The following is a 25852-nucleotide window of genomic DNA, read 5'->3' as shown; positions in this document are numbered from 1 at the left end:
CCGGTGACGCGCAGACTCGGGGTCATGGTGCTGAGATTCCTGGTCCCCTTGCTCGTATCGCTCTATGCCTCTTCCGCCGCGGCCCAGTGCCTGGGGGATGGCGTGCAGCTCTTCCCCACACCGGGCTCCATCATCCCCACCAACTCCCGCTTCCTGCTGGAAGGCGTCGGGACGGCGCGCCCCCAGGTGGCCGCGCTGGTGGGGAAGAAGCTGCGGCTGGTGTCGGACAGCCACGTCGTCGAGGTGGCGGTGCAGCGCGGCTGGGAGAGCAGCCTGGGCCGCGTCACCGTCATCCTCAAGCCAGCCGGGGCCATGGAGGCGGACAAGCGCTACACGCTGCGCGTGGATGAGGTTCTGCCCAACGTGGCGCTCCTCAACGGCCGGGGCACTATGCTGCCCGAGTGGCGCACAGGCAAGGGGCCGGACAAGCAGGCCCCGCGCTGGCTCAAGCGGCCCGCCGTCTCGGAGGGCTTCCTTCGCCGCACCGCGCAGGGCACCGCCCGCTTCGTGCGGCTCAACCTGTCGCTGAAGGAGGACAGCCCGGCGTACCTGGTGGTGAAGCTGGAGCCGCGCCGTCCTGGCCCCAGCGTGCAGCAGTACGTGGTGCCGGTGAGCAACAACACCGCCTTCATCGGCCATGAGGCCTGCAGCGGCACCTTCGCCATGGAGGACGGCCGCAGCTACCGGGCCCGCATCCAGGCCTTCGACGCGGCGGGGCAGATGGCGCCGGCCGTCCCGCCCGTGGACTTCGAGGCCCCGGACGAATACTCGATGCAGCAGTAGGGCGCGGGAGTTCTCCCCGGGGCCGGGAAGTTGGTGTAGGCCTGACGCGGGCGCCCCACGCGCCGAGCCCTCGGGAGAGCGAATGAAGACGGTGGACGTTGAGAGCCTCAAGGAGCGGATGACGGGCTTCATCCGGTCGCTGCAGGACGACATCTGCGGCGGCCTGGAGCGGCTGGACGGCTCGACGCGTTTCCGCGAGGACTCCTGGACCCGGCCGGGCGGCGGCGGTGGACGCAGCCGGGTGCTGGAGGACGGCGCCGTGCTGGAGAAGGCCGGCGTCAATACGTCCGTGGTGTACGGCGAACTGGAGGAGCAGTTCGCGCAGAAGCTCCAGGGCGAGGGCCGCCACTTCTGGGCGGGCGGCATCTCCCTGGTGCTGCACCCGCGCAACCCGCATGTGCCCACCGTGCACGCCAACTACCGCTTCATCCAGCAGGGCGGGAAGGCGTGGTTCGGCGGCGGCGCGGACCTGACGCCCTACTACCTCTATGAAGAGGACGCGGCGCACTTCCACCGCGTGCACCAGGCCGCCTGTGACAAGCACGACGCGGGCTACTACCCGCGCTTCAAGAGCGCCTGTGACAAGTACTTCTACCTGCGCCACCGCGAGGAGACGCGCGGGGTAGGCGGCATCTTCTTCGAGAACATGGGCGGGGAGCTGGAGAAGGAGTTCGCCTTCGTCCAGGACTGCGGCCGGGCCTTCCTGGACGCGTACCTGCCCATCGCCGAGCGGCGCAAGGACACGCCGGCGACGGAGGGGCAGCGCTTCTGGCAGGAGGTGCGGCGCGGGCGCTACGTGGAGTTCAACCTCGTCTATGACCGGGGCACCGTCTTCGGCCTGGAGACGCGCGGGCGCACCGAGTCCATCCTCATGTCCCTGCCGCCGCAGGTCCGCTGGCGCTACGACTACCACCCCGAGCCCGGCACGCCGGAGGCACGGCTGGTGGAGGTGTTGCGCCAGCCACGCGACTGGGCGAGAGGAGGCTGAGATGGCGTGGAATGAGTCGGACTGGAATGCGCCGCTCCGGAGGCGGCCGGCCCCCCTCATCCTCGTCGTCGTGCTCGCGGTGACCGCGGGCCACTTGCTGGTGACGCAGTGTTCGGGAAGGAGCCCCGCCACACAGGCGGCGCCTCCCAGCGACGCCGAGGCCCGCGTCAACGTGCTCGCGCTGTGTGACGCCGTCCAGACCTACCGCGACGAGCACGGCGTCTACGTCACCGCGGGCCCCACGCCGAAGGAAGTTCCGCGCGGCGGCAGGGCCGTGGCTTTCCCCAAGGACGAAGCCTTTCACCGGATTGGTTTCGAGCCCGACGGAAAGGTCCACTTCCAGTATCAGGTGGTGGTGCAGGAGAGCCCCGTGGGCGAGCCGGAGGTGTCCTGCATCGCGCGGGGTGACTTCGACGGCGACGGGCTGAACTCCCTCTACCGCGTTCGTCTGGATGCCAACGGAATGACGACGCCCATCGAGGTGGAGCGCGAGGGCGAATAGTCCGCCGCGCAACCCCGCGCTTCCGTCCGCCGAAAATCAGGAAGCCGGGACCCCCCAAGCCAGGGTGAGGCATTGCCCATGTCCTCCTTCCGCATCCCCAACGTGATTGACCGCGCCCTCCGCTCGCTGGGGGGCGGTCGTGGCGCCAGACGCCCCGAAGGTCCGGGCGCGCCGGGGCCTCAGCTCCAGGACTGGGGCCCGTCGGCGCAGCCACCCCGGCCGGGGGACAACTTCCGCCCGCGATTGCCGCCGCCCCTGCACCCACCCATGGGCGGCCAGGAGCGCGCGCCGGTGAAGTCGGTGGCGGAGCTGGTGCCACCGGGCCTGGAGGACACGCCGGGGCAGGAGGCATTGGGCCAGCGCTTCGGGTCGGACGCGGCGCTGCTGGCCTCGCATCTGTCGCCTCCGCAGGTGCCAGGCTCGGAGCGGGCCACGCGGCTGTGGGCGTTCTACACGGCCTACGCCACGGCGGCGGCGCGGCACCCGCCCCAGCCCGAGGCGCGCCAGGCCTTCCGCGAGGCGCTGGAGGGGCAGGGCTTCGGCGAGCTGCGGGACGCGCGCACCGGCGAGGACGGCGTGACGCGGGGCCTGTGGGTGATGGAAGCCCGCACCCCCGCCGAAGCCCGGACGCGAGCCGCCGAGGTGCGGCTGGATCCGCCTCCCGAGGTGCGCCACTCGGAGGAAGCCGCGGCCCGGCCAGCCGAGCAGCCGCTCGTCCAGGCGGCCGGCGCCCGCGCGGCCACGGCCCTTCACGGCCCGGTCATGCCCGCGCTGCGTCCGCGCGACGAGGCCTCTTCATCGGAGGACGCGCAGCAAGACGGGGATACCCAGCGCCGACGCGGGACGAACCGCCGCCTGGGCGCGCGGATGCTGTGGAACGTGCTGCACCGCTTCCGCGCGGGGCCGGACGACGGGGCGGTGGCGGAGGGGCAGTGGGACCGGGTGACGTTTGGCGCACTGCTGGTGCTGCTGGCCATCGCGCTGGCCGTGGCGGCGCTCGTCAGCCTCTAGGCCCGTCGGCCCGTCGGCCCGTCGGCGGCGCCTTCGCCGGCGCGAATCTCCTTGGATTGTGTCCGCTTGTGCTAGGTTGCCGCACCTACTTGGCAACCGACGACCTCACTCTCGTCAAGCGCGTCCGGACCGGCGACCAGCGCGCTTTCAAACTCCTCGTCGAGCGTTACCAGCGCAAGGTGTACGCCGTTGCGTTGGGCATGCTGAAGGACAAGGAGGAAGCGATGGACGTCTCCCAGGAGGCGTTCGTCAAGGTCTACAAGTATCTGGACCACTTCAAGGGCGACTCGTCCTTCTACACGTGGCTCTACCGCATCACCGTCAACATCTGCATCGACGTCATCCGCAAGCGTGGCGGAGGCGGCGAGGTCGTGGAGTTCGACGAGAGCCAGTCCGTGGACCTGTCCGAGGCCCGAATCGGCGCCCTGGGCAGCCGGCTGGGCACCAATCCCCAGAAGAGCGCCCTGCGCCGCGAACTGGCGGAGAAGATCCAGGAGGCCCTGGCCACGGTGCCGGAGAAGCATCGGGCCATCCTCCTGCTGCGGGAAATCGAGGGCATGTCCTACGACGACCTCGCCCGCACCCTGGACATCCCCAAGGGCACGGTGATGAGCCGGCTTTTCCATGCCCGGGCCAAGGTTCAGAAAATCCTCAGTGAATACCTGGAGTTGGACGAAGCGAAGAGCGGCGTGGGCAGTGATTGAGCGGGCCTCGAATATCTGAGGGACCTGCCCGTCCCAATTTTCGCAGCCCCTTCCAGCAAGCAGGTGGAACCAATGGCCGGTAATCCCGCGTGTGAGCGTTTCGTACCCATGCTGTCCCCGTACGTCGACGGAGAGCTGAGCTCCGGCGAGCGCGTCAACGTGGAGCGGCACCTGGCGGCCTGCCGGGACTGTACTGGACGGGCGGCGGACCTTCGCGCGGAATCCGGGCTCCTTCGGGTGGGCCTGGACATGGCCGTGGACGACGTGGACTTCAAGGACTTCACCCAGCGCGTCATGGCGCGGGTGACGCCGGACAAGCCGCCCCTCATGGAGCGGCTGAAGCTGGCAGTGTCCGAAATGTTTCTCTACCAGCGCACCGCGATGATTTCGTCGCTGGCCACCGCGGCCGTGCTGCTACTGGTGGGGGTCCCCCTGCTGACGAGCGACCGGGCGCCGGTGGGGTACGCCTCCGAGCGCATGACGGTGAAGTCCATCCAGCCCTACCGCAACGCCCAGGTGGCGCCGGTGGTGATGGAGACGGACAATGGGGGCACCATCATCTGGCTGGTGGACGAGGACTCGGACGTCCTGTCTCCCGGCGCGGAGAAGGGTGAGCGGCAGGACCAGACAGGTGTCGGTCAGCCAGACGCAAGCGGGCGCAACGTCCCCGCGCGCCCGGCCCCCGACGCCCCCAGGCCGTCGGGAGGTTCCTTGTGAGAAGACACGTGTCGTCGGGCCGGATGCTGTGGGCGCTGCTGGGGCTGGGCCTGTTGCTGCCCATGGCCGCCAGCGCACAAGACGCGAAAGTCCAGGTCCAGGTCGAGGTAGTGCTCGCCTCGAAGAAGGGCACCGAGGTCGACCCGCCCGAGCTGGAGAAGATGAAGGAGCAGTTCCAGAAGCAGAACTTCAGCTTCACCTCGTTCAAGCGCCTCTCGAATGAGGTGCTGACGGTGAGCGCGAAGAGCGCCTCCGAGGTGAAGCTGCCCAACGGCGCCAACGCGACGCTGCAACTGCAGGGCATCAAGGACGGCACGGCCACGGTGCGCGTGGCCATTCCCCGTCAGCCCACGCTGGACGTGGAGCTGGGCCGCCAGGGCGCCGTCTACCAGAAGGCCGGTAAGTACGTGGGCGGGGAGCTCATCCTCGTGCTCTCCCCTCCCGCGCGGTAGTTCCCCCAGCGCCGCCTCAGGCGGCGCGGGCTTCCCCGTCCTCCTCCAGGACGATGATTTCCAGGTCCTCTTCCATCTCCAGGGGGAGGACTTCGGCGGTGGCGGTGTGCGCCTGGAGGCCCGGTGCGGGGGCCTCGGCGTGCTCCCGCTCCAGGTTGACGCGCAGCCCGTCGAACATGGTGTCGAACGCCGCGTAGATGCGGTCCACCATGGCCAGGGCGTCCGCGCGCACCTCCGGGGACAACTGCATGGCCTCCAGCTCCGCCGCCAGCTCCTGTTCGAACATGGCGTGCTGCGCTTCGGCCTGCATGTGGTGGTCGGAGAAGTACTTCAGCCGGTCGTCCGCGCCCTGCGCCGCGCTGATGATGGCGGTGCGGCTGAAGAAGACATGGCTGGTGGACTCCAGCGCCCACAGCAGGACGATGCGCAGCCGGTCATCCACCGGGCGGTACACCTCGCTGATGATGGCGTAGGCCGCGTCACGCGTCTTCACGTGCGCGCGGCCGTACATGGTGCCGATGCTCAGCGAGCCGCCCGTGAGCGCGGAGATGTCGTCCTCGAACCACTGGTCATGCCCGCCCTCCTCGGCATGGTGCCGCGTGGCCAGCGCCTTGAGGTGCGCGTCCTGGATGAAGTGTGCGTTGAGGCGCAGCACGTCCTGGAACGTCATCACCCAGAAGGTCAGGCGTGGCGCGAAGGCCATCACCTGTTCAATGGGGCGGTCCATCCGCATGTCGGAGAAGAAGGGGTGCGCTGCGAAGCGCGCCTCGCGCACGGCGATGTGTTGGAGCACTTCCTTCATGATGGACCTCCCTGGGGTGTCTGGTGATGCGCCGCCCCCGGCCCGCTGGCGGGACTCCGCTACCAATTGATGCTGTACGTGCAGGCACTGTCGCCGCGCCGCCGGCAACTCTTGGCCTCATGTTCAATACGCACCCAAAGTGAATCCTTGGGACGGAACCGGTCGCCAATGGCTTCGATGAGCCCCAGGTCCAGGTCACACGGATAGGGGTTGTCACACACCATGCGAGCGTTTCGCTTATCCACCGGCTCGAAGCGGTAGCCGCCGATGGCACCCTTGCCGCGGTGGTTCATCCGGTATGCCATGTCCACCGCGCGCAGCCCCTTCTCCAGCGTGTCGATGTCCGGCGGGAAGTGCGCGCTGTCTGGAATCTTCCGGCCAATGGTTCTCACCGTGCTGGGACCAATCTTGTCGAACACCAGCCGGAACGACTTCAGCAGGGCGGGCATGGGGTACCAGGCATCCGCCTTCAGCGGCGCGATGCCGTTCTCCCCCAGGATGCGCAACGCGCGTGACTGGGCGAGCTCCATGCCGTTGACGATGGCGAGAATCGACTGGCCGATGACTTCGATGCCCTGGAACGACATGGGCTGAAGGGTCGGTGCGGTGGCGCTGATGGGAGTCTTCAATTCCATACGGGTAACGCCCTCGTGAGGAGTGACACGTATTGAAGCGGCTTTTTCCTATATTTTCAAATAGACTTACATGTCTGTAATTTTCCGGAAGATTCGATATGGGATTCCCCGTGGCTCCATAACGACCCGCGCGGTCGGTATGAAGCCAGGTGACCTGGGTTTCGCTGTGAGTGGGCGTGCGCTCACGCGGCGCGCGGGAGCGGGCATCCGTGGGCCCCGTGGGGCGGGATGCCCCAGCGGGGCAACCTGCCCCGGCGGAGTGCCCCAGCGGCCGGATGCCGTCATCAGGCCTCGGGGAAGAACTTCCGTCGGAAGCTCGCCGGGACAGGGCTGAAAAAAAGTCAGAAGTCCGGTCCCTGGGGCGGGGGGGCAGGCAGCCGGCCTTCGGAAAATCGCGGGGTTGGTGCTCGGCACGCCGGTTGCTGAAGGAAGCAGCACAAGCAACCCTCTCACCCTTGGAGACGAAATCATGGCGAAGACTCAGAAGCGTGGACAGGTCATCCGTCGTGAGGCCCAGCAGATGGAGGTGTCGGCAGCGAGCGCGGTGAAGGGGGCTGGCCGGGGCGCCCGCCAGGTGCAGGTGACGCTGGGCGACCTCATCGCGGCGGCCTTCGACACGGTGGGCGGCGAGGTGAAGAAGGTGGCGCAGGTGATGTCCTCCAAGGACATGGCGGTCGCCACGGGCAAGCACATCGTCTTCGTCGGCTGACACACGCCAATCCGGGGCGTGTGCGGTGCAGGAGGACCTGGCGGTGGCGCCAGGTGAGGGCGGCCGAGGCGGGGACGGGAAGGGACGCACCTGTGAGACGCATCATCTGTCCCGGGCGGAATTGCTGGACGGTGGAGGAGGCGAGCGACGCGGGCGTACTGGTGGACGCGCGCGACTACTACCGGGAGCTGTACCGGGCCGCGCAGAAGGCCCGTCGTTACATCGCGATGACCGGCTGGCAGTTCGACAGCGACGTGGCGCTGCTGAGAGGCGAGGACCTTCGCGAGGCGCGCGGCGAGTCACGGCTGCTGCCGATGCTGGACGAGCTGTGCCGGGCCAACCCGGAGCTGCGCGTCTACGTGCTGGCGTGGGACTTCAGCCTGCTGCTCGCCATGGAGCGCGAGTGGATGCAGCGGCTCATCTTCAATTGGACGGCGAACGGGCAGGTGTGCTTCCGCTTCGACGCCTCCAGTCCGTTGTATGGCGCGCATCACCAGAAGCTGGTCGTCATCGACGGCGCGGTGGCTTTCTCCGGCGGCATGGATGTCTGTGATTGCCGGTGGGATGACCGGGAACACCGGGTGCACTCGGAGCTGCGCTGTGACAGTGGGAGGGATCCGCACGGCCCCTACCATGACGTGCAGTCCGTGCTGACGGGGCCGGTGGTGGACCGCCTGGCGGAGTTGTTCGAGGCGCGCTGGGCGCACTCGGGCGGCGGTGAGCTGCGGCTGCCCAGGGTGTCTCGGGATGACGTGGACTTCACGCCGAGCCTGCCAGCGCCGCTGGGGCCGGTGGCCATCAGCCGCACCTTCGGCAAGACGCTCCTCCCGCCGCAGCCCCCGGTGCAGGAGGTGGCCATGCTGTATCTGGACGCCATCGCTTCGGCCGAGCGCTTCATCTACATCGAAAACCAGTACTTCTCCTCGCGGGCCATCTTCCAGGCGCTGGTGAAACGCATGCGGTCCTCCTGGCGGGGACGGCTGCAGATTGTCCTGGTGCTGCCGCGGCAGCCGGAGGCGCTGCGCGAACAGTTGGCCATGGGCATCGCCCAGGTGCGGCTGCTGCGCACGCTGGAGCGCGTGGCGCACGAGACGGGACATGCCTTTGGCGTGTACTGCTCCGCGGGGCACGACGCGCGCACCGGCGAGGACATCTACACGTACATCCACTCGAAGGTGATGGTGGTGGATGACCGCTTCCTCACGCTGGGCTCCGCGAACACCACCAACCGCAGCCTCGGGTTGGATTCGGAGCTGAACCTGAGCTGGGAGGCGGAGGCGCCGAACGACGCGACGACGCGCGCCATCCGCCGCATCCGCGTGTCGCTGATGGCTGAGCACGCGGGGCTGGAGGGCCTGGCGGCCCTGCGCCTGCTGGCGGCCGCGGACAGCGGACTGGTGGAGTGGCTGGACGACGTGGCTGTCATGGGGCTGCGGCGCCTGCGCGTCCACCCGATGTCGACGGTGTTCGACCAGAGTCCGCTGCTCAAGTCGCTGGAGCCCGAGGAGCTCATCATCGACCCGGAGCAGTCGGTGCTGGACGAGTCCCTCTTCGAGGCGCTCCACCGCGCCGAGGACGGGCTGTTCGCCTCCGGGGTCCGCTTGCTGTCGCGCTGGCTGGTGGGCACGGGCACCGAGCGCCCGCACCGCGCCATCCTTCCCTGCACGCAGGACGAAGGCTAGCCGCGCGCGGAGGCAGGCGGCTACCAAGGGCCTGCCCGCCCGCCCGCCTTGGGACGGGCCCGGGGGCACGGGCACGGCTGGCGGGTTGTCCCTGCCGCGCGGGACGCCACCTTGTCGAGAGCACAACTTCTCTCACGCAAGGGGGATTCACCATGAAGCTTCCTCTCACGGCCGCAGTGGCGGCGCTGGCCTTCTGGGGTTGTTCGAGCAACTCGGCGAACACGCGCGCGGATGACAGTGCCATCGGTGGTTCGGGCACGGAGACGACGGCGCCCGAGTCCGTGGACACGTCTTCTGAATGGGATGACCGCAGCGCGGGTGAGGCCGCGGACGTGACGAAAAACGAGCGCCGGGACAGGCAGGACGCGCCCACCGTCTACGACGGCGAGGCCACCGGTGGCAGTGGCCCCGGCATGGGCGCGGGCACCTCGGTGACGACGCCGGATGGCGAGAAGTACGACGTGCAGGACGGCCCGCTCCTGGGTGGCCAGCAGAGTGAAGAGGCCCGCAAGGATGGCGTGGGCGGCTCCGGCAACATCCAGCGCGAGCCGGTGGACGGCAAGTCCGACGTCAAGGAGCTCGACGCCAGCGACGTGGAGACGCGGGAAGTGGAAGCTGACGAGGTTGAAGTCGACGGCAACCGTTGACGTGGCGTGAAGGTCGCGCGTCGCCCGCTGGCGCCAGGCGGGGGCGCGTGTACCGACGGTCCGTAGTGGCACCCACACGCGGATGCAGTCACCTGCTTCGTCTCGCGCCATGGACAGGTAGAGTCGGGGGACGATGACTGGCGCCCCCCTCTTCGCTCTTCTCGCCCTGGTGTCCACGCAGTACGACGGCAGCTCTACCGTGGAGGAGGTCTCTTCAGAGGAGGTCTCCTCGACATCGCGGAGGGAAGGTGCCCCCGTCTCCGCCGCGCGGCTGGATGAGCCCGCGCCTCCGGGCAGTGCCCACACGGGTGGCGTGGGCTTCGGCTTCAGCGGCCAGTTGGAGGTCGGTGGCCTGAGCCTTCCCTCAGGGCCTCGCGGCGGGGGGCAGGACTTCTTCGCGCGCATCTACCCCTCGTTGGGGCTGACGCACGGGGAGACCTTCGTGCTGCGGCTGGGGGCGAACCTGCGGCTGCGGGTCGTGGACGAAGCGCCCACGACCACGGAGGACTACAGCGGCGGCCTGCGCCGTGAGGACTGGGATGAGCTGAGTGACCTCGGGCAGGTGGTGCGCATGCTGCGCATCGGCCAGGAGGGTCGCCCCTTCTTCCTCCGCGTCGAGCCATTCTCCGAAGAGACGCTGGGCCGCGGCTATCTCGTGGGCCGCTACAGCAACGCGCTGGCGCCGGACTATCACCCCGCGGGTGGCTCGCTCACCTTCGTGAAGGGTGCGGTCCGCGCGGAGATTCTGGCCAGTGACGTGCTCGCCGCGCGCATCTTCGCGGGCGAGGCGCTGCTGGACATCGGCCGCATGGCCAGTGACGACGCCAATCGTTTCGACCGCTACCTCATCCGGCTGTCCGCGGCGCATGACGCGGGCCGCGCGGGTGGCACTTCGCCCGACCTCACCCTCGCGTCAGTGGGCGGAGACGTTGCCCTGTACAAGGGGGAGCGCCTGCGCGCGTGGGCCCTGCTGGGCGGCGGCGCGCGCTTCACGCGGGCCTACACGCCGTCCTTCGGCGGATTGCTGGGCGTGGCCTTGGAGGGACAGATGGCCAGTGGCACGCAGGTGAGCGTGACGGTCCAGGGCCGCAAGCAGGGGGGGCGCTTCCGCTTCGGCATGTTCGGTCCCGACTACGAGCTGGGCCGCTTCTCCGGTGTCGGTATGTCGGAGACGCCCATCGCGGACGAGGTGCTTCCGTCGGGCTTCGCTGGCTACGTGGAGCTGAGCGTCGCGAAGGGGAATCCCAACGAGCTGCTCCTGCTGGGCAGCGTGGCGGCGCAGTACTTCGGCTTTGGCAGGACGGACACGGATGTGTCCGCTGGCTTCGAATTGCCGGGCGGCAGGACGCGGGCGTTGGGGCGCGTGGTGCTGACGGGCCTGGGGGACAGGCCGCGTTACTCGGCGGGCGTGGAGCTGCGCCAGCGCATCGTCAACCACGTCTATGCCTGGGGCTCCGGCGGAACCGTTCATTTTCCACAGCCGGACGGCACGCTCGTGCGAGGTGTCACCGCGGGCGCCGGCGTCGGCGTGGACTTCCAGCGCTGAACGGCAGCGACTCGAGCGGCGAGTGGGTCTTCAGGGGCTTGCCGCCGCTGTCTTCTTGCCCGGCTTGACTGCGGCTGTCGTCAGTCGTGCCTTCCTCGTGACTACGTGTGTCGTCACGGGAAGGTCCATGAAGAAGCCGGTGGGAGAGCAGGACATGGGCCCGTGCGTACTCCTTCCGTGGGCCCGCCAACCGCCGTCTGGATAAACGACCCCGTGCGGCTCTCCGCCTCCCAGGACGCTGCGCAGTCATCTGTCGAGGTCGACTTGGAGTCGCCAATCACCAAAGGAAATGCGGACGGCTGGCTTGTTCGCAGCGGAATGCTGATTGTACCGAGCACCGGTGTGAGTCTTACCGCCCGGAGTGTCTCGGGCACTGGGGGGCGCACAAATTTGTAGAGTTCCTCGGGGAGTAATAGGGTGCCCCCCTCTTCTCTGAACCGAGACTGACGCTCAAATCTTCGTCTTGAATCACGTCCCAATTTCTATCATCAAGGCTGGGCTGCACGTCTCCGAACGCCATGGAATCCCTCGCGCGACGCTCCTGGGCAGGCCGTCCGTCGAGGAGCGCGAGCTGACCGGACCGCTTCGTAGAATCAGTTGGGATTCCTTCTGCGAATTCAATGACCGGATCGAACACGCATGGAGCTCGCTGGGGGGCGTCGAGCAGTTTGCCCTGGCGGTGAACGAGCAAGTCCCCGAGATATTGGCGGTGGCCCGAAGGGTCCTTTCGCCTCTTCAGCTCCTCCGGTTGGTGATCTCCGTCGGGAGCTGGGCGCATCCTCGGATAACGGTCCGGAGCAAGCTTCTCGGGCCGGAGCGGCTCCAACTCGAACTGTCGCTGCCGGAGGATTGGCGTGATTCGCCGGCGTTCTTCCGCATCAGCGGCGCCTCGCTCGCGAACACGCCACGGCTCATTGGCCTGCCCCGGGCTCAGGTGGAGATGGAGCTCGTGCCGCATCGAGCCGTGTATCGGTTCCAGCTCCCACCCTCTCGAACGGCCTTCTCTCTCGGGAGTGAAGTGGCCAGCCATGCCCACCTGCTGATGCTGGAGCGAATCTCCCATCTCCAGGCGGAGGTCAGCGTACTCCTGAGAACGCCGCGAGGCGGGAGCTCCACGGGGGCTCGCAGGCGGTTCCTTGCCTGGCGCGGGGCGCTCACGGCCCGCCAGACCGAGGTCCTGGAATTGGTCGCTCAGGGAATCTCGAACCGGGAAATCGCGAACCGCCTCCGGTGCGCCGAGCGCACGGTGGAGGTGCACATCACGGACATCCTCAAGAAGTCTGGCAATCAGAGCCGAGCCCAGTTGATCGCCGCGTTCTGGGGAGCGCTGGGCTGAGGGATTTACGCCTCGTGGAAAACCACTAGCCGCCTTCATACGCTCCGCCTGGAAGGGCAGATAGGGCTTGAGTCCCTACGCAGCCCGCACCGATACGGATGCGCGCAATACTCACCCTTTGGAGGCAGTGCCGTGCGCGCTTCTCGTATGCGTTGTTTGTTATTGTCCCTCTTCGTTGCTGGCTGTGGCGCCGACTCTGGCAAGGGAGATGGTCCTCCCCCTCCCAGGCCCACGCCTACGGACTCCACCATCACCGTCGCGGGGAGCAAGAATACTCTCGCTGTCAATGAGGTGCTCGTGTTGACCGCCTCGGGGCGGGACAGCAGTGGCCAGCCGGTGGTGCTCGACGACGTCATCTGGAGTTCGAGCGAAGCCTCCGTCGTACGTGTGGAGCGGGACGGGACGGTGACGGGAATGGGGGCTGGGACTGCGACGGTCACCGCCGCGTCGGGGAACAAGAGCGGGAACCTGACGCTAACGGTTCGGGGGGCCATTCACCGAAACGGAAGCATCTTGACCAGCGAGACGTGGCGCGAGGTGGACAACCCGCATATCGTCCTTGATGACATTGTCGTTGCGGGGCCCGGCACCCCGGTGCTCACCATCGAAGCGGGGAGCATCATTCGCCTCGAGCATGGCGCATCAATCGAGATTGGCTACGGCGGCGAGGGCGGGACGCTCCGGGTTCAGGGGACAGCGGAGAAGCCGGTGACTTTCACCACGAATGCCGCCTCGCCGGCTCCGGGCCAGTGGCAGGGCCTGTACTTGTTGGAAGGGACCACCTCCAGCAACATCTCCCACGCCGTCGTTGAGTACTGTGGTTCGAATTCGGGCTACGGCGCCGCGAACGATGCCTGCATCATCGTGAGTGGAAGCACCGTGCGTCCCAACTTTCAGGACGTGACGATTCAGCACAGCGCGTCCCAGGGCATCACGTTCATGTACGAAGGTGCCTTCGGCTCGAACTCGAGGGGGCTGACGGTCACGGACGTGGCGACTTCCCCCATCTCCATGGGAGTCAACCAACTCGGAAGCCTCCCGGGGGACAGCGTCTTCAAGACCAACGGACGCAACGTCATCCGGTCGCCCGGTGGGCAGGTGGACCGCTCGCAGACCTGGGTCAACGTTGGCGTCCCCTACGTCATGGAGGACTCCGTCTATGTCGATGGCGCAACCACTCCGACGCTGACGTTGAGCCCGGGAGTCACGCTGCGCTTCGGTCGCCTGAGCTACTTCGAGATCGGCACGGGAGAGGGTGGCAACCTGCGTGCCGAGGGAACGGCCGAGGCCCCCATCACGCTGACGGCCGACGCGGAGTTCCCCATGTCTGGCCATTGGCAGGGCCTTGCGTTCGGCGAGATGGCGACGGCCGCCAGCAAGCTGACGCAGGCCGTGGTCGAGTACGGTGGCGCGCCCGCGAGCGATGGGAACCCAAACGCGAACGTCAGGGTCATTGTTGACAAGGGGCCCATCATTACCCAGACCACGCTTCGTCACTCCATGGGGTGTGGAATCACTCGCGCGACGACCCCCAACTATGACACCTTCACCACGGATTTCACCGCGCCGAGCTTGGGGAACGTGTTCTCTGATAACTCAGGTTCCGCGCAGTGCGGCCCTTGAGCCCTGATGCGTGAGGTGGGACCTGGACCGTCCCCTCATTTGAATCACACGAAGCCGAATGCTTCGCGGAAGACGGCCTGCTCGCGGATGCGTTCGGCGAACTTCTACATGAGGGGGCGGCGCCACTTCTCTCGCATGTTGGCGAGGGCGCTGGAGTTGCCCCCGCAGGGTGGGTCCTCGATACCTCCCGCCGGGATGGCAGGCCGCGCCCTCGCACTTCGAGGCGAAGGCGGATGCCGCTGCGAGTGTGGGCGGTGCTCGGTCCCGCGGGCACGGACCGCACGGGCAAGTGGCTCCGTGAACTGCCGGGACTCGATACCCCGTGGTAGATGCTGATGCATGGCTTCGACGCATGCTCAGGAAGGGGGTCGCTTCCTTCAAATGGGACAGACCCAGGACGCGGTGAAGAGCTTCCAGAAGGGGCTCTCCATTGCTCCGAATGACGTGGATTGCCTCCTGGGGCTGGTTCGAGTGCACCTGAGCACCGGCGCGGCGGCGGATGCGGAGGCCGCCGTGCTCCGCCTGCTGGAGGCGAAGCCGGACCACACGGAGGGGCAGGCGCACCTCGCCATGCTTCGCGCCCAGGCGGGCAATCCGGAGGCGCTGGAGTCCCTCAAGGCGTTGGCCGCCGCGCCCACCGCGGGCTACTTCGAGCGCTTCAACCTGGGCTCGCTGCTGTTCGAGCGCGGGGACCTGGCGGGAGCGCGCGCCGCCTTCGAGTCCGTGCTCCAGATTTCCCCCGGCAGCACCCACGTCCATTTCGAACTGGGGCGCATCCGCCTTCAGCAGAACGAGCCGGATGGCGCGGTGTCGCACTTCCTGCGGGCCGCCGAGGGCGCGCCACAGGAGGCCATGCCGCTGCTGATGCTGTCGCGGGCCCATGCCGCATGCGGCCAATTGGGGCTGGCCATCCAGGCCGCCACGCAGGCGCTGGAGAAGGCGCGGGGTGGGCTCCAGCGCGCGGTGCTGGAGGACCTCTTCAAACTGTACCTGTCCGCCGGCAGCTCGGATGGCGCCAAGCGCGTGGCTCAGGAGTTGCGCAAGCTGGACCCTTCCAGCATCACCTATCTCTACCTGCTCGGCCTGGCGACGATGAGCGCTGGCGCCTTCGCCGAGGCCAAGGACGTCTTCGCGGAGGTGCTACGGCAGGCGCCCGGAAGCTGGCAGGCCCAGCACGCGCTGGCGCAGATGCACCTCGCCCTGGGCGAGCGCGCCGAGGCGGTGAAGCTGCTGGAGGCGGCTGTGGCCACGGTGCCGACGGACCCCGGTCCCACCAACGACCTCGCGGTGGTGCTGATGCAGGACAACGAACACTCGCGGGTCGCGGCGTTGCTGGCGCCCGTGTTGGGCGCGCACCCGAATGACGCGGGCACGCACCTCAACATGGCCCTGGGGACCTTCCCCGCGGACAAGGAGCTCTCAGCGCGCCACGCGAAGCAGGCGCAGGCGCTGGGCGCCGAGGACGTGCGCGCGCGTGCCGAGCAGTTGTTGAAGCAGCTCGGCGCCTGACGCACCGGCGGGAGGGCGTCAGCCCTCCTCGTGCGGCTCGGAGTACAGGCGCGGGAGGATGCGTTCGCGCGCGACGTTGACGGGCAGGCCGATGCGCGTGGAACAGCGTGCCGAGCTCCGCTTCGAGCGCCGACGAAACAATGTGTCGGAGCGCAGCCCCTTTCTCAATCCGCTCACGGCTCCCAATTCATGGACAGGTGCGGCACACCGCCGCGTCACCGGAAAGGATTGGAGATGAGCACCTCGAAGAACATGCCCGTGGCTCTCATCACGGGGGGAAGCCGTGGACTGGGGCGGAACATGGCGCTCAAGCTGGCGGCCCGGGGCACCGGCATCATCCTGACGTACCGCACCGGCGCGGACGAAGCGGCGGCGGTCGTGAAGCAGATTGAAGCAGCAGGCGGCAAGGCGGTGGCGCTCCCGCTCGACGTGGGGGACACGCGGGGCTTCGGCGCCTTCGTGGAAGCGGTGCGGACGGAGCTGGGCCGTCACTTCGGGCGCGAGCGGCTGGACTTCCTGGTGAACAACGCGGGCATGGGCATCCAAGTCAGCTTCGCGGAGACGACCGAGGCCCAGTTCGACGCGCTGATGAACGTCCACCTCAAGGGGACGTTCTTCCTCACGCAGCGGCTGTTGCCGGTGCTGGCGGATGGGGGGCGCATCCTGAACATCTCCTCCGGGCTCGCGCGCTTCACCTTCCCTGGCCACGCCGCCTACGCGACCATGAAGGCGGGCGTGGAGGCGCTCACCCGGTACCTCGCGAAGGAGCTGGGGGCCCGGAGGATTTCCGTCAACGTGCTCGCGCCGGGCGCGACCGCGACGGACTTCGGGGGCGGCGTCGTCCGTGACAACCCGGAGCTGAACAAGACGCTGGCCGCCCAGGTTGCGCTCGGCCGTGTGGGTCAGCCCGACGACATCGGGGATGCGGTCGCCATGCTGCTGTCGCCGGAGAGCGCGTGGGTGACGGGCCAGCGCATCGAGGCCTCGGGCGGGATGATGCTCTGACGGCGCGCGCTCCAGCGTCCTTGGGCAAGGCCGGAGCGCTGAAGGCCCGTGCTCAGCGCTTCAGGCGGAGGATGACGTCCTTGTCCGGGCCGCAGTCACCGCGTCCGTCGCAGTTGCTGGTGGTGACGTAGAGGTGGCCATCCGGCCCCATGATGACCTCGCGCAGCCGGCCGTAGGTGTTGCGCAGGTACACCTCGTGCCTGGTCACGCGGCTCGAATCCGGCGCGAACTCCACGCGCTGGAGGTGGCGTGAGCCCAGCGTGCCGATGAGCAGCGAGCCCTTCCATTCGGGGATGGCCGTTCCGGTGTAGATGGCGGCGCCGCCTGGGGGCATTGCGTCCTTGTAGGTGATGGACGGTGTGATTTGCCCCTCGCGCGTCTCGCACGAGTAGATGCCGGGCCAGCCCAGGTTGTCACCGCGGCGGGCGACGCTGACCTCGTCGTGTCCCCGGCGCAGCGTCTCACCGCTGGGGCCGTGGTCCGCGATGTACAGCGTGGAGGCATCGCGCCAGTCGAAGGCCTGGAGGTTGCGGATGCCGGTGAGGAACGCGGGCGAGCCAGGGATGGGATTGTCCTGGGGCACCGCTCCCTCCGGCGTGAGGCGCAGCAGCTTTCCGGCCGGGTCGTTCGCGTTCTGCGAGCGGTCCGGGTCTCTCGCGTCACCGGTGCCCGCGTACAACATGCCATCCGAGCCGAAGCGCAGGCGCCCACCGTCGTGATACTTGGCGGAGGCGATGCCGCCGAAGATGACGCGCTCGTGCGTCGCCGTGGTGTGGTCCTCCGACAGCGTCCACCGCTCGATGCGGTTCTCCTCGGTGCCGCCCGCGTCCGTGGTGACGTAGATGTAGAACTGGCGGTTGTTCGCGAAGTTCGGGTGGGCCGCGATGCCGAGCAGGCCGCCCTCCGCGGCGTCCGCGACGGGCACCGTCGCCACGGGCCGCGGCTGGAGGACGCCGTCCTTGAGCAGGCGGATGCGGCCCGGGCGCTCGGTGACGAGCGCGTCGCCTCCGGGGAGCCACGCGATGCCCCACGGCGTCTCCAGGCCCCGCGCCACCACCTCGACGTTGAAGGGCACGGTGCCGTCGGCGCCCCAGCCTTTCTCTACGAGGATGCAGTCCTGGGGAGACGCGGTGCCTTGCGCCTGGCTCTTGCGGCAGGCGGAGGCGGACAGGGCGAGCACCACGAGAGCGGGGAGGAGCGTCAAAGAGGCGCGCATGAGTGGATTAATGTCCGCGAGCGCGTGGATGCGCCAGCCTCCCGGGTGCGGAGCGTCCAGGGACGGACGCGCGTGCCGGGCTGCTTGCTTGAGACCTGGAGGCAGGCCCGGCGTCAGTGGTCCGCGTAGCGTTTCTCGCCGGCCTCCACGCGCGTGGCGAGCCGGTTGCCGCGCGGAGGCAGCGGGCAGGTGGCGAACTTCGTGAATGCGCAGGGTGGATTGTAGGCCCGGTTGAAGTCGAGCACGACGCGCCCGTCGGTGGGCATGTCCGCGGAGAGGAAGCGGCCCGCGCCGTAGGTCGCGTCGCGGTTGGTCTCATCCGCGAAGATGATGAAGAGCTTGCCCGAACCGTCCTCCACGGGCGTCAGCCGGTGCTCCTTGCCCGCCACCGTGAACACGAGCGTGCCGGGGGCCTTCATCTCGTCGATGGTTCCCAGCACGTTGGGGACCTGCAGCATCCGAGGCGTCTGCGCGGGCTCGAAGCGCGCCTCGATGCGCCAGTCGTTGCTCGCCGGGTACGTGGGGATGCCCTGGAACTGCTTGCGCGCCGCCGCGCCGGAGTCCCTCACGCGGACGCCCAGCTTGTCGCCTCGGAGGATGAGCTGGAAGCTGACGTTGCCGAGCTTGAGCACGTCCGGCGTGCCCTGCTCGTCCGACTGGAGCGCTCCGCCCGTGAAGGGCTGGCCGTTGCGGGTGAAGGTGACGCCAGGCGCGGGCTGGAAGCGCGCGGTGTTGCCCTGCCGTGTGAAGGTGCCCAGCTTCGGGGGCGTGCCCGCGGGGAAGTCCAGGTCGCTCTCGGGCGCGGAGCCTGCTGTCTGCTCGCCTTCATTGAGCCAGAACAGGCCCACGAGGGTGAGCCAGCCGTCCTCCGCCTGGAGTCGCTGGATGCGCTGCTCGTGCCAGGCGCGGGTGGATGTCTGCAAGTCATCGGTGGTGGGCGCGGTGGTCTGGGACATGTTCTGGGGGGCTGGCGAGGCTTGGAGGGCGAGAGACAGGGCCAGGGCGATGGGCGTCATGTCGGGGCCTCGGGGGGAGGGAAGCCCCTGTCTAACAGGGCGGCGGGCCAGGCGCAGGGCTCCGCACAGGGCCACAGTTGCAGGGGACCGGGCTCCGTGCGAAGGCGGAAGCTGCCCGTGCACCTCGACCTTCAGCCCGCACCGCCGGCCGGTGCCTTCCGCAAGCTCGCCCTGGGGACATGGCGTTCGCCGGGAGACCCCAGCGCCTATGCGGCGGTGGAGGTGCGCATGGAGCGGGCGGTGGCCTTCCTCGAAGCCTTCCGTGCCCGGACGGGACAGCGCCTCACGGTGACGCATCTGGTGGCCAAGGCCGCCGCGGATGCGCTGCGCCGCCATCCCGAAGTGAATGTCCTGATGCGCTGGAATCGCCCCTGGCGGCGCAAGGAGGTTGGCGTCTGCGTGTTGGTGGTGCAGCCCTCGGAGACGGGGCGCGCGGACCTGACGACGGCCACGGTGCATCGCGCGGACTCGCTGTCACTGGGGGCTTTCGCGGAGACGATGGCCTCGCGCATCGCAGCGGTCCGAGCGCGCCGGGATGCCGTCATCGAGCGTGGCAAGCGGCGCTCCTCGCTCATCCCTGGCTTCCTGATGGGATTGGCGCTGCGGATGTTGTCCTTCGTTTGGTTCACGTTGAACGTGGACCTGCGCTGGGTGGGCATGCCGTGGGACCCGTTCGGCTCGGTGGCGGTAACGAGTCTGGGCTCGTTGGGGCTGGAGCGGGGCTATGTGGCCCTGGTGCCGTACACGCGCGTGCCCTTCCTGCTGGCCCCGGGCGCGGTGCGGACGGAGCCCGTGGTGGATGCGGGCGCGCTGGTGCCTGGACAGGTGATGACGCTCACTTGCACCTGGGACGCCCGGCTCATCGGTGTGGAGGATGCCGCGCGTGTCTTGCGCGACATCGGCGCCGCGCTGGAGGATCCGGAGGGGACGTGGGGCTCGGCTTCGCCAGAAGGGGGCGGGGCTGCGAGCGGTGCGGAGGTGGGGTAGCATCGGGCCGCTGCTTCGAAAGGGGCCTTCATGTCCGTGGATACGAACCGCCGTGTCATTGCTTCGCGCCCCGTGGGGCGCGCGCTCGGTGGGCAGGACCGCTTCGAGAAGGAGGGGCTGGAAGGGCCCGCGGAGGGCGGCCTCGCGATGGCTCGGCGGCAGCGGATGGCGGGCGGGACGCTGCGGGCTGGGGAGGAGAGCCCGTTCGCCGCGAAGCTGCGGAAGCTCGCGGGCGGCGCTTCGGATGACGAGCGTTGAATCCGCTTGAGCCTCACGCCGCGTGAGGCCGTACCCATCTCATCACGCCACACTGCCGTGGCGGGATGAGGTGTGAATCATGTTCGAGAAGCACTACACGCCGGAGCAGCTCCAGCAGTTGAAGGCCCGCCGCGAGGCACTGGGCGAGGAGGCCATCCGCCAGGTCGAGGCCGAGTGGCCCCAACTCATCGCTCGCGTCCGCGCGGAGATGGACCAGGGCACGGACCCCACGAGCGAGCCGGTGCGCTCGCTGGCCATGCGCTGGCGGGAGCTGCTGAAGGCGTTCACGGGGGGCGACCCTGGCATCGAAGGGGCGCTGAATGCGACGCATCAGCAGGAACCCGAGGTCGCGGTGAAGCACGGGTTGGACCCCGCGCTCTTCGCGTACATCGGCAAGGCAATGGCCAGTCTGGAGGAGCAGGCGTAGCCGTGGTGAGGCTGCTTGCTTCTTTGTCTTCGCTGGATTCAGTCACGGCGCTCCAGGCGCGTCCCTGGGGCCCTGTGTCACCGAACGCGAGGCGTGGATGCCATGAAGGTCTATCTGGATGACGAGCGGGCCACTCCCGACGGCTGGGTGCGTGTGCGGTGGCCCGAAGAGGCGATTTCGCTGCTGGCGTCCGGGCAGGTGACGGAGCTGAGCCTGGACCATGACCTGGGCGATGACACGCATGGCACCGGATACGACGTCTTGCTGTGGCTGGAAGAGGCCGTGGCGACCCGTGGCTTCGTGCCGCCACGGGTCGTCCAGGTGCATTCGGCGAACAGCTCCGCGCGACAGAAGATGACGCTGGCCATCGCCCGCATCGAGCGCTTCGTCCAGGATGGGCAGGGTGGTTGAGCTCGTCCCCTGGTGAAGGGGCGGGGCTTCAGCGCCTGCGGCCGGGATAGGCCCGAATCTGCGTGGCGTAGGTGTCACCATCCGCGATGTAGTTGAACGCGGCCTGCACGGGCGTGCCCTCGGAGAGTTGCTGTGGTGAGACGCGCTTGCCGTTGGCGCTGATGCGGGTGGTGTTGGTCACAAAGAGGTTGAAGGTGTCTCCGGACTCCGCGTCGCGGACCACGACGTGGTCCTTTCCGACGGAGGCCACCCGCCCTTGCATGACGACGCTGGCCAGCACCGTGGTCCCCGTGTCCGCGTCAGACGCCGTGGCCTGCGTCCCCGAGCCGCCCGTCCCCGTGCCCTCGCGCCGCAAGGTGTTCACCTCGGCTTCGAGTCGCTGGACCTGGTCGCGAAGCCGCGCGACCTCTTGCTCGAGGTTCTCGGGCCGCGCGCTGCTGGCTGCCTGAGTCTTTGCTGCGCCGCCGCTGGCCGCGCCGCCCGTGGGCGCGCCAGCCGGTGTTTCACTGCCACCCGTCGAACTGCCCGGGCCCGTCGTAGAGGGCTGGGTTCCCATCGTGCTGCTGCCGGCCGCGCCGTCCGTCGCGGAGCCGGTCGTCATGCCACTGCCGCCGGTCGCCGTACCGCCGACATCGGAGCTGGAGTCTGTCGACATGCCACTGCCGCCGGTCGCCGTACCGCCGACATTGGAGCTGGAGCCTGTCGACATGCCACTGCCGCCGGTCGCCGTACCGCCGACATCGGAGCTGGAGTCTGTCGACATGCCACTGCCGCCAGTCGCCGTACCGCCGACATCGGAGCTGGAGTCCGTCGACATGCCACTGCCGCCCGTCGCCGTATCGCCGACATCGGAGCTGGAGCCTGTCGTCAAGCCGCCGCCGGTCGCCGTACCGCCGACATCGGAGCTGGAGCCTGTCGTCAGGCCGCTGCCGCCGGTCGCCGTACCGCTAACGCCGGAGTTCGCGCCTGCCGTGTTCGTGCTTCCGCTGGTCGTGCCCGTTCCACCGGTGCCACTCACGCCCGACCCACCTGTGCCGGTCGTGCTCGTGGAAGGAGCGTTCATTCCAGTTCCCCAGGTGCCGTCGGCGGCGTTCGCGGATGTGTCAGGTTGTCCGCTCCCGCCAATACCCGGTTGTGGGGTGTACCCGCGTGTCGCGCCCGCCGGTGGCGCGGCAACGGGCTCCGCGCCGGTGTTGGTCTCAATCGTGTCCATCGAGTTTCTTCCCGAGTCGCCGGGAGCCGTTTGCGGCGGAGGTGAGAAGTTGCCTGGTTCGTAGGCGTCCTGTGGCTGGAAGATGCCCGGCGCTCCGCCAGACGCCGCGCCTCCGGCCGAGCCACCGCCTGCTGACTGGGCGAGCCCGGCCGACGACGTGAGGAGGCTGAAGGTCAGGGCGGCATGGGTAATGGCGCGTCGCATGGTCGGTTCCTTTCCCTTTTCTTTGAAAAGGTGCGGTCCGGGGGCGAGGCGGCAAGCGCGGGAACAGGCGAACAGCCAGGAGGATGGCCGCATGTAGGGAGCGTTGACGTCAGGAAGCCACTGTCGAGTCCACCCTTCGGGCCTCTCAGCGCCGGGGACATGACGGCTCACGAGCGGGGGAGCTCAGTGCCGGTAGCGACGTGCGCGCTGCTTCAGCTTCAGCCGCACTGACGACGCCGGCGTCGGACAGGTGCCCCAGCAGTCTGTCTCGCCGCTGTCGAAGCCGGTCTGGAGCGCACCCGACGTCTCGAGGGTTCTCGGCAACGGCGAGGAGCAACGCTGCGTCTGTCGCGTCGAGCTGTGCCCACTCCTTGCGCAGCAGCACAGGCGCGGCGGCATGTGCGCCGATAAGGTCACGACCCAACCAGAGGTGCCTCGCTTCGAAAGCAAGCAACTCCTCCGCGGTCCAGTTTCGGGTGAGCCAGATGGTCAGGGCAAGTGTTCCAAAGACGCGTATCCGCCTTTCGCCAGCCCCGTCCTGAATGCGTGACCATGTGTGAGCCACACTGCCGGCAAGCCTGAACCCGTGAGGCATTGTGCCGCGCATTCCTCCTGCCGCGGGGCGACTCAGCGTGACCTTCATCAGGGTGAAGAGGAGGGTGGTCGGCCAGACCGGTTGCACGCGAAGCGCCGACGTGTGTTCGCTCTGCGCCCACCGCACCTGATTCCAGGAGGCCGGGGGCGACGGGCCCTCCACCTTCTGGGGAAGGGAGGGCACCCGCGCGAGCATGGCCTGGTAGACGCACTCCACAGTGGCCAGCGGCACCACAAGCCCGAGGCTCAACAGCCACATCATCACCTTGAAAGCCCGTCTCCAGCGCATGGCCCAGGTGCATGAGCAACCTTCAGGCCAGCGAAGCCACCCGTGAGCACCGCTGCCTCTGTCCTGGCCACATTCCCATGGGGACTCCGGTGCCCAAGCGAATGCGCGCGTGGCGAGCCCGGCCCTGGACGGGCTTCAGAGCTTGCTGTTCGGAAATGTCGGGACTTTTGAGCGGCGAAATGTCCCGACATTTCCGAACAGCAGCCGGCACCCTCGGCCAGGGGAGCTCTGCCTCAGAAGGAGTAGCGAACCCCTAGGCGGAGCTGTCGTGGCGTCTGGTACTGCAAGGGCAGCAACGTCTCCTCACGGAGAGTTGTTTGTGCATTGAGCACATTGAACGCGTCGATCCTCAGCGTCACGATGTGCTGGTCGTCAGTGTCGTAGCGCGCGCTCAGCTGGGCATCGATGGTGTGTACCCACGGCGTCCGCGTGCTGGCCGCTTCGCGCGGTGCCCCAGCCGCGCCCAGGTAGGCGAGGCCCGCGTTGAGCGTGAGCTTCCGCGTGAGCGTGAACTCCTTGGATGCAAAGGCCTTGAAGACATGGGGCCGGTCCGCTGCGAGCAATCGCGACTGTGACAGCGGCCGTCCGCCATCAGTGCCGAAGGGGCCTGCGTAGTTCCCATGGAGCCAAGACCATGTGTAACGGAGCTGGGCCTGCCAGCCGTCCCAAAAGCTGCGGCCAAGCTCCACCGTGACGGCATCATAGGTGCGCGTTGCCTTCGGCAAGCTGGCAGCAGGGCCCGCGCCGGGATTGACGATGAGAAACCCGCCCGCACCGTCGTCCGCAATGGTCGCGAGCGCATCATCCAGGCGGCGGCGCGTGTAGGTCACACCCGCCTTCGCGAACAGCGAGAGCTCATGCTCCGCGCCCGCGATGAACTCGGAAGACGACGTCGGGCCGAGCCGCGAAGCGATGCGCGCGTCCGGCGTGAGCAACCCCAGGGGAACCATCCCCTGATACTTCGCGGCGTGCGCGAACAGCTTCATCCGGCCGTTCCCGCCGGGGTCGAAGACGAGTCCGACTCGTGGTGAGAGCTGGTGATGCGTCATGTTTCCACGCACGTCCGCATCGAGGAACTGCGCGTCGTAGCGAAGACCTCCATTCAGCGTGAGCCGGTCGTTCAAGGTCCATCGGTCCTGCACGAACCCGCTCAAGTTGCTGCTGGTGATGTCGGCGACCTGCGATGGGCGTTGGACGACATGTTCGAGCTCCAGGCCTGTTTCCAGCGCATGGTGTCCCAGGGCCTTCAGCCAATAGGAGGCCTGCGTCTTCGCCTGGAATCGGTCCGTGTCGACGCTCGCAGGGGCAACAGGCGACAGCCGGGTGACATCGTGGCCCAGCCAACTCGCCTTGGCATCGAGCGTGACGCGTCCGTCGAGGACCATGGCGTTGTAGGCGAGCACGGTCATGACCGTGTCGCTGTCCACCGCCCGCGGAGCCTGCGCGCCTTCCATCCCCCGCATCAACGCGGGAGTGGTGACAACCGTCAGCGATGTCCAATGTCTGTGTTTGAGGGCATACGTCAGCCTGGCCAGTGCCTGGAGGCTGCGCTGGTCCATGAAGCCGGCGTCCTGTTCGACGCGGCTGAGCGCGGGGACGATGCCCGCGAAGAACCAGAGCCGGTCCTTGAGCAGCGGTCCGCCCAGTGTCCCGCCGAAATCCCCCAGGTGGCGGAGCGCGCCGTCCGAGGAGAGGGCGGGGCGGGGGCCTGTCGCAGGCCTCCATGCCCCTTCCAGCGCGCCCGGTGCCCAGTTCGCGAAGACCTCACCATGCAGCTCATTGGAGATGACCACTGGCTCCAGGTCGATGATACCCCCCGTGGTACGTCCGTACTCCGGCATGTATCCGCCGGTGAGCACGCTGATGTCGCTGACCAGTTCCTGGCTCAGCGGGAGCAGGTTGCGGCCCGTGGTCGGATCGCGAGTCGAAAGCCCATCCAGCAGGTATTCGTTTTCAAAGGGAGTGGCACCGCTGAAGGACCTTCCGTCCACGCTGTCCACCGTGCCGGGTACCCACTCCGCGAGGCTGTCCGAGGTGCGCATGGCGCCAGCCCACTTCGTTGGGCGGCTGACCGGAACGCGCGAGACGTCTTCTCGCCACTGGATGAACCGAAGTGTCGAACTGCTCGTGTCGACAGTCGGGCCTCCGCAGAACAATCCAACGGCCTCTCCTGGCTCCGTCGGCTGGAGCTCGACGTTGACGCGTAAGGTGCGCCCTTCACTGACGGAGAGGGGGAGGGAGTAGGGCTCGAACAGCTCGCGCTCGAAGCGGAGCGCGTAGTCGCCCGGGGGCAGGTCGGGAATCCGATACCTTCCGTCGGGCTGGGTCACGGCGATGCGCTCACCGCCCTGCGCGGACAGGCTCGCCGTTACGACGACCTCCGCGACGGGCTGCCGTGACTGGGCATCGATGACCGTGCCCAGAATGGCACTCCGTGGATTCTCCGCGGCGCCGGCCGTCAGCAACGCGGCCAGGGCGACTCCCACGATTCGCAGCGCCTTCTCCCCCACCATGCGGGCGTTGTCTCCCCTCGAGAACATCATGGCACGGCCACCCTTCGGCCCCGTTCTGTGCTGTCGTGGGGAA

General features: G+C 68.2%; 27 protein-coding genes. 20 read left to right on the top strand and 7 right to left on the bottom strand.

Features of this window, described 5'->3' with window-relative positions; translation table 11 throughout:
- Positions 1–24 precede the first annotated feature (24 nt).
- The 7 genes from FMQ63_RS01245 to FMQ63_RS01215 all read left to right on the top strand — a co-directional run bounded on the left by FMQ63_RS01245 (position 25) and on the right by FMQ63_RS01215 (position 5157).
- A complete protein-coding gene (locus FMQ63_RS01245) occupies positions 25–783 on the top strand; it encodes a hypothetical protein (protein ID WP_011556688.1) in 759 nt (252 codons plus the stop codon).
- Positions 784–865: 82 nt separating this feature from the next.
- Positions 866–1771: an oxygen-dependent coproporphyrinogen oxidase gene (hemF, locus tag FMQ63_RS01240; protein ID WP_011556687.1), complete on the top strand. Its 906-nt coding sequence runs from the start codon at positions 866–868 to the stop codon at positions 1769–1771.
- 1 nt (position 1772) lies between these two features.
- Positions 1773–2273, top strand: coding sequence for a hypothetical protein (locus tag FMQ63_RS01235; RefSeq protein WP_011556686.1), 501 nt, complete (start codon positions 1773–1775; stop codon positions 2271–2273).
- A gap of 78 nt (positions 2274–2351) precedes the next feature.
- Entirely contained in the window at positions 2352–3284 is a 933-nt protein-coding gene (locus FMQ63_RS01230) for an Immediate early protein ICP0 (RefSeq protein ID WP_225909584.1), read from the top strand.
- A gap of 89 nt (positions 3285–3373) precedes the next feature.
- Positions 3374–3988 (top strand): RNA polymerase sigma factor, encoded by a 615-nt coding sequence (locus FMQ63_RS01225; protein ID WP_026114044.1) that lies wholly within the window; start codon positions 3374–3376, stop codon positions 3986–3988.
- Between the two features lie 72 nt (positions 3989–4060).
- The gene (locus tag FMQ63_RS01220) at positions 4061–4705 is read left to right on the top strand and encodes an anti-sigma factor (protein ID WP_026114043.1); all 645 of its coding nucleotides are present in this window, start codon (positions 4061–4063) and stop codon (positions 4703–4705) included.
- A 23-nt stretch (positions 4706–4728) separates the two neighbouring features.
- Entirely contained in the window at positions 4729–5157 is a 429-nt protein-coding gene (locus tag FMQ63_RS01215) for a hypothetical protein (protein ID WP_043612483.1), read from the top strand.
- A 16-nt stretch (positions 5158–5173) separates the two neighbouring features.
- On the opposite strand, the gene FMQ63_RS01210 is transcribed toward FMQ63_RS01215, so the two are convergent.
- Positions 5174–5959: a hypothetical protein gene (locus tag FMQ63_RS01210; protein ID WP_043612479.1), complete on the bottom strand. Its 786-nt coding sequence runs from the start codon at positions 5957–5959 to the stop codon at positions 5174–5176.
- 59 nt (positions 5960–6018) lie between these two features.
- Positions 6019–6594, bottom strand: coding sequence for a hypothetical protein (locus FMQ63_RS01205; protein WP_011556680.1), 576 nt, complete (start codon positions 6592–6594; stop codon positions 6019–6021).
- A 469-nt stretch (positions 6595–7063) separates the two neighbouring features.
- On the opposite strand from FMQ63_RS01205, the gene FMQ63_RS01200 reads away from it, so the two are divergent.
- The 8 genes from FMQ63_RS01200 to FMQ63_RS01160 all read left to right on the top strand — a co-directional run bounded on the left by FMQ63_RS01200 (position 7064) and on the right by FMQ63_RS01160 (position 16651).
- Positions 7064–7303, top strand: a complete 240-nt coding sequence (locus FMQ63_RS01200; RefSeq protein WP_026114042.1) for a hypothetical protein — start codon at positions 7064–7066, stop codon at positions 7301–7303.
- A 20-nt stretch (positions 7304–7323) separates the two neighbouring features.
- Positions 7324–8985: a phospholipase D-like domain-containing protein gene (locus FMQ63_RS01195; RefSeq protein ID WP_011556678.1), complete on the top strand. Its 1662-nt coding sequence runs from the start codon at positions 7324–7326 to the stop codon at positions 8983–8985.
- A 152-nt stretch (positions 8986–9137) separates the two neighbouring features.
- A complete protein-coding gene (locus tag FMQ63_RS01190) occupies positions 9138–9632 on the top strand; it encodes a hypothetical protein (RefSeq protein ID WP_011556677.1) in 495 nt (164 codons plus the stop codon).
- Between the two features lie 133 nt (positions 9633–9765).
- Positions 9766–11178 carry a hypothetical protein gene (locus FMQ63_RS01185; protein ID WP_011556676.1) on the top strand — a complete coding sequence of 471 codons (1413 nt, stop codon included), beginning with the start codon at positions 9766–9768 and terminating at the stop codon, positions 11176–11178.
- Positions 11179–11641: 463 nt separating this feature from the next.
- Entirely contained in the window at positions 11642–12514 is an 873-nt protein-coding gene (locus FMQ63_RS37750) for a helix-turn-helix transcriptional regulator (RefSeq protein ID WP_026114040.1), read from the top strand.
- Between the two features lie 147 nt (positions 12515–12661).
- The gene (locus tag FMQ63_RS01175; RefSeq protein WP_216608416.1) at positions 12662–14137 is read left to right on the top strand and encodes an Ig-like domain-containing protein; all 1476 of its coding nucleotides are present in this window, start codon (positions 12662–12664) and stop codon (positions 14135–14137) included.
- Between the two features lie 339 nt (positions 14138–14476).
- Positions 14477–15646 (top strand): tetratricopeptide repeat protein, encoded by a 1170-nt coding sequence (locus FMQ63_RS01170; protein ID WP_011556672.1) that lies wholly within the window; start codon positions 14477–14479, stop codon positions 15644–15646.
- Between the two features lie 234 nt (positions 15647–15880).
- A complete protein-coding gene (locus tag FMQ63_RS01160; protein ID WP_011556671.1) occupies positions 15881–16651 on the top strand; it encodes an SDR family NAD(P)-dependent oxidoreductase in 771 nt (256 codons plus the stop codon).
- 52 nt (positions 16652–16703) lie between these two features.
- Here the strand turns inward: FMQ63_RS01160 and FMQ63_RS01155 are convergent, their stop codons facing one another.
- Together FMQ63_RS01155 and FMQ63_RS01150 are read right to left on the bottom strand one after the other, a co-directional pair.
- Positions 16704–17867 (bottom strand): sorbosone dehydrogenase family protein, encoded by a 1164-nt coding sequence (locus tag FMQ63_RS01155; RefSeq protein ID WP_011556670.1) that lies wholly within the window; start codon positions 17865–17867, stop codon positions 16704–16706.
- 113 nt (positions 17868–17980) lie between these two features.
- Positions 17981–18883 carry a DUF1684 domain-containing protein gene (locus FMQ63_RS01150; protein ID WP_011556669.1) on the bottom strand — a complete coding sequence of 301 codons (903 nt, stop codon included), beginning with the start codon at positions 18881–18883 and terminating at the stop codon, positions 17981–17983.
- Positions 18884–18979: 96 nt separating this feature from the next.
- On the opposite strand from FMQ63_RS01150, the gene FMQ63_RS01145 reads away from it, so the two are divergent.
- The 4 genes from FMQ63_RS01145 to FMQ63_RS01130 all read left to right on the top strand — a co-directional run bounded on the left by FMQ63_RS01145 (position 18980) and on the right by FMQ63_RS01130 (position 20966).
- Positions 18980–19870 carry a 2-oxo acid dehydrogenase subunit E2 gene (locus FMQ63_RS01145; RefSeq protein ID WP_228556347.1) on the top strand — a complete coding sequence of 297 codons (891 nt, stop codon included), beginning with the start codon at positions 18980–18982 and terminating at the stop codon, positions 19868–19870.
- 30 nt (positions 19871–19900) lie between these two features.
- On the top strand, positions 19901–20128 hold the full coding sequence (locus FMQ63_RS01140) for a hypothetical protein (RefSeq protein ID WP_011556667.1): 228 nt from the start codon (positions 19901–19903) through the stop codon (positions 20126–20128).
- Positions 20129–20207: 79 nt separating this feature from the next.
- On the top strand, positions 20208–20555 hold the full coding sequence (locus FMQ63_RS01135) for a TipAS antibiotic-recognition domain-containing protein (RefSeq protein WP_011556666.1): 348 nt from the start codon (positions 20208–20210) through the stop codon (positions 20553–20555).
- Between the two features lie 102 nt (positions 20556–20657).
- Positions 20658–20966: a cyclic-phosphate processing receiver domain-containing protein gene (locus tag FMQ63_RS01130; protein ID WP_011556665.1), complete on the top strand. Its 309-nt coding sequence runs from the start codon at positions 20658–20660 to the stop codon at positions 20964–20966.
- Positions 20967–20994: 28 nt separating this feature from the next.
- On the opposite strand, the gene FMQ63_RS01125 is transcribed toward FMQ63_RS01130, so the two are convergent.
- Positions 20995–21567: a bZIP transcription factor gene (locus FMQ63_RS01125; RefSeq protein WP_020477952.1), complete on the bottom strand. Its 573-nt coding sequence runs from the start codon at positions 21565–21567 to the stop codon at positions 20995–20997.
- On the opposite strand from FMQ63_RS01125, the gene FMQ63_RS01120 reads away from it, so the two are divergent.
- Positions 21566–22243 (top strand): hypothetical protein, encoded by a 678-nt coding sequence (locus FMQ63_RS01120; RefSeq protein WP_216608390.1) that lies wholly within the window; start codon positions 21566–21568, stop codon positions 22241–22243. The two genes, FMQ63_RS01125 and FMQ63_RS01120, sit on opposite strands and share 2 nt — an antisense overlap.
- Before the next feature lie 285 nt (positions 22244–22528).
- On the opposite strand, the gene FMQ63_RS01115 is transcribed toward FMQ63_RS01120, so the two are convergent.
- Together FMQ63_RS01115 and FMQ63_RS01110 are read right to left on the bottom strand one after the other, a co-directional pair.
- Positions 22529–23239: a transglycosylase domain-containing protein gene (locus FMQ63_RS01115; RefSeq protein WP_020477950.1), complete on the bottom strand. Its 711-nt coding sequence runs from the start codon at positions 23237–23239 to the stop codon at positions 22529–22531.
- Positions 23240–23499: 260 nt separating this feature from the next.
- The gene (locus tag FMQ63_RS01110) at positions 23500–25809 is read right to left on the bottom strand and encodes a TonB-dependent receptor (RefSeq protein WP_225909583.1); all 2310 of its coding nucleotides are present in this window, start codon (positions 25807–25809) and stop codon (positions 23500–23502) included.
- Positions 25810–25852 lie beyond the last annotated feature (43 nt).

Origin of the sequence: Myxococcus sp. CA005 (genome assembly GCF_006518205.1) — a bacterium.
In the GTDB taxonomy this organism is placed as follows: domain Bacteria; phylum Myxococcota; class Myxococcia; order Myxococcales; family Myxococcaceae; genus Myxococcus; species Myxococcus xanthus.
Note: the sequence above shows the minus strand (reverse complement) of the source record. Positions and strands in the feature narration are given on the sequence as shown.

Bases quoted from the DNA above. Each gene is read 5' to 3' on its own strand.
- FMQ63_RS01170 (WP_011556672.1), top strand. From the start codon at position 14,477: ATGGCTTCGACGCATGCTCAGGAAGGGGGTCGCTTCCTTCAAATGGGA.
- FMQ63_RS01130 (WP_011556665.1), top strand. From the start codon at position 20,658: ATGAAGGTCTATCTGGATGACGAGCGGGCCACTCCCGACGGCTGGGTG.
- FMQ63_RS01125 (WP_020477952.1), bottom strand. From the start codon at position 21,567: ATGACGACCGGCTCCGCGACGGACGGCGCGGCCGGCAGCAGCACGATG.
- FMQ63_RS01235 (WP_011556686.1), top strand. From the start codon at position 1,773: ATGGCGTGGAATGAGTCGGACTGGAATGCGCCGCTCCGGAGGCGGCCG.
- FMQ63_RS01160 (WP_011556671.1), top strand. From the start codon at position 15,881: ATGAGCACCTCGAAGAACATGCCCGTGGCTCTCATCACGGGGGGAAGC.
- FMQ63_RS01150 (WP_011556669.1), bottom strand. From the start codon at position 18,883: ATGACGCCCATCGCCCTGGCCCTGTCTCTCGCCCTCCAAGCCTCGCCA.
- FMQ63_RS01175 (WP_216608416.1), top strand. From the start codon at position 12,662: ATGCGTTGTTTGTTATTGTCCCTCTTCGTTGCTGGCTGTGGCGCCGAC.
- FMQ63_RS01115 (WP_020477950.1), bottom strand. From the start codon at position 23,239: ATGATGTGGCTGTTGAGCCTCGGGCTTGTGGTGCCGCTGGCCACTGTG.
- FMQ63_RS01110 (WP_225909583.1), bottom strand. From the start codon at position 25,809: ATGATGTTCTCGAGGGGAGACAACGCCCGCATGGTGGGGGAGAAGGCG.
- FMQ63_RS01200 (WP_026114042.1), top strand. From the start codon at position 7,064: ATGGCGAAGACTCAGAAGCGTGGACAGGTCATCCGTCGTGAGGCCCAG.
- FMQ63_RS01230 (WP_225909584.1), top strand. From the start codon at position 2,352: ATGTCCTCCTTCCGCATCCCCAACGTGATTGACCGCGCCCTCCGCTCG.
- hemF (WP_011556687.1), top strand. From the start codon at position 866: ATGAAGACGGTGGACGTTGAGAGCCTCAAGGAGCGGATGACGGGCTTC.
- FMQ63_RS01120 (WP_216608390.1), top strand. From the start codon at position 21,566: ATGCCACTGCCGCCGGTCGCCGTACCGCCGACATCGGAGCTGGAGTCT.
- FMQ63_RS01215 (WP_043612483.1), top strand. From the start codon at position 4,729: ATGCTGTGGGCGCTGCTGGGGCTGGGCCTGTTGCTGCCCATGGCCGCC.
- FMQ63_RS01135 (WP_011556666.1), top strand. From the start codon at position 20,208: ATGTTCGAGAAGCACTACACGCCGGAGCAGCTCCAGCAGTTGAAGGCC.
- FMQ63_RS01205 (WP_011556680.1), bottom strand. From the start codon at position 6,594: ATGGAATTGAAGACTCCCATCAGCGCCACCGCACCGACCCTTCAGCCC.
- FMQ63_RS01245 (WP_011556688.1), top strand. From the start codon at position 25: ATGGTGCTGAGATTCCTGGTCCCCTTGCTCGTATCGCTCTATGCCTCT.
- FMQ63_RS01155 (WP_011556670.1), bottom strand. From the start codon at position 17,867: ATGCGCGCCTCTTTGACGCTCCTCCCCGCTCTCGTGGTGCTCGCCCTG.
- FMQ63_RS01140 (WP_011556667.1), top strand. From the start codon at position 19,901: ATGTCCGTGGATACGAACCGCCGTGTCATTGCTTCGCGCCCCGTGGGG.
- FMQ63_RS01185 (WP_011556676.1), top strand. From the start codon at position 9,766: ATGACTGGCGCCCCCCTCTTCGCTCTTCTCGCCCTGGTGTCCACGCAG.
- FMQ63_RS01210 (WP_043612479.1), bottom strand. From the start codon at position 5,959: ATGAAGGAAGTGCTCCAACACATCGCCGTGCGCGAGGCGCGCTTCGCA.
- FMQ63_RS01220 (WP_026114043.1), top strand. From the start codon at position 4,061: ATGGCCGGTAATCCCGCGTGTGAGCGTTTCGTACCCATGCTGTCCCCG.
- FMQ63_RS01190 (WP_011556677.1), top strand. From the start codon at position 9,138: ATGAAGCTTCCTCTCACGGCCGCAGTGGCGGCGCTGGCCTTCTGGGGT.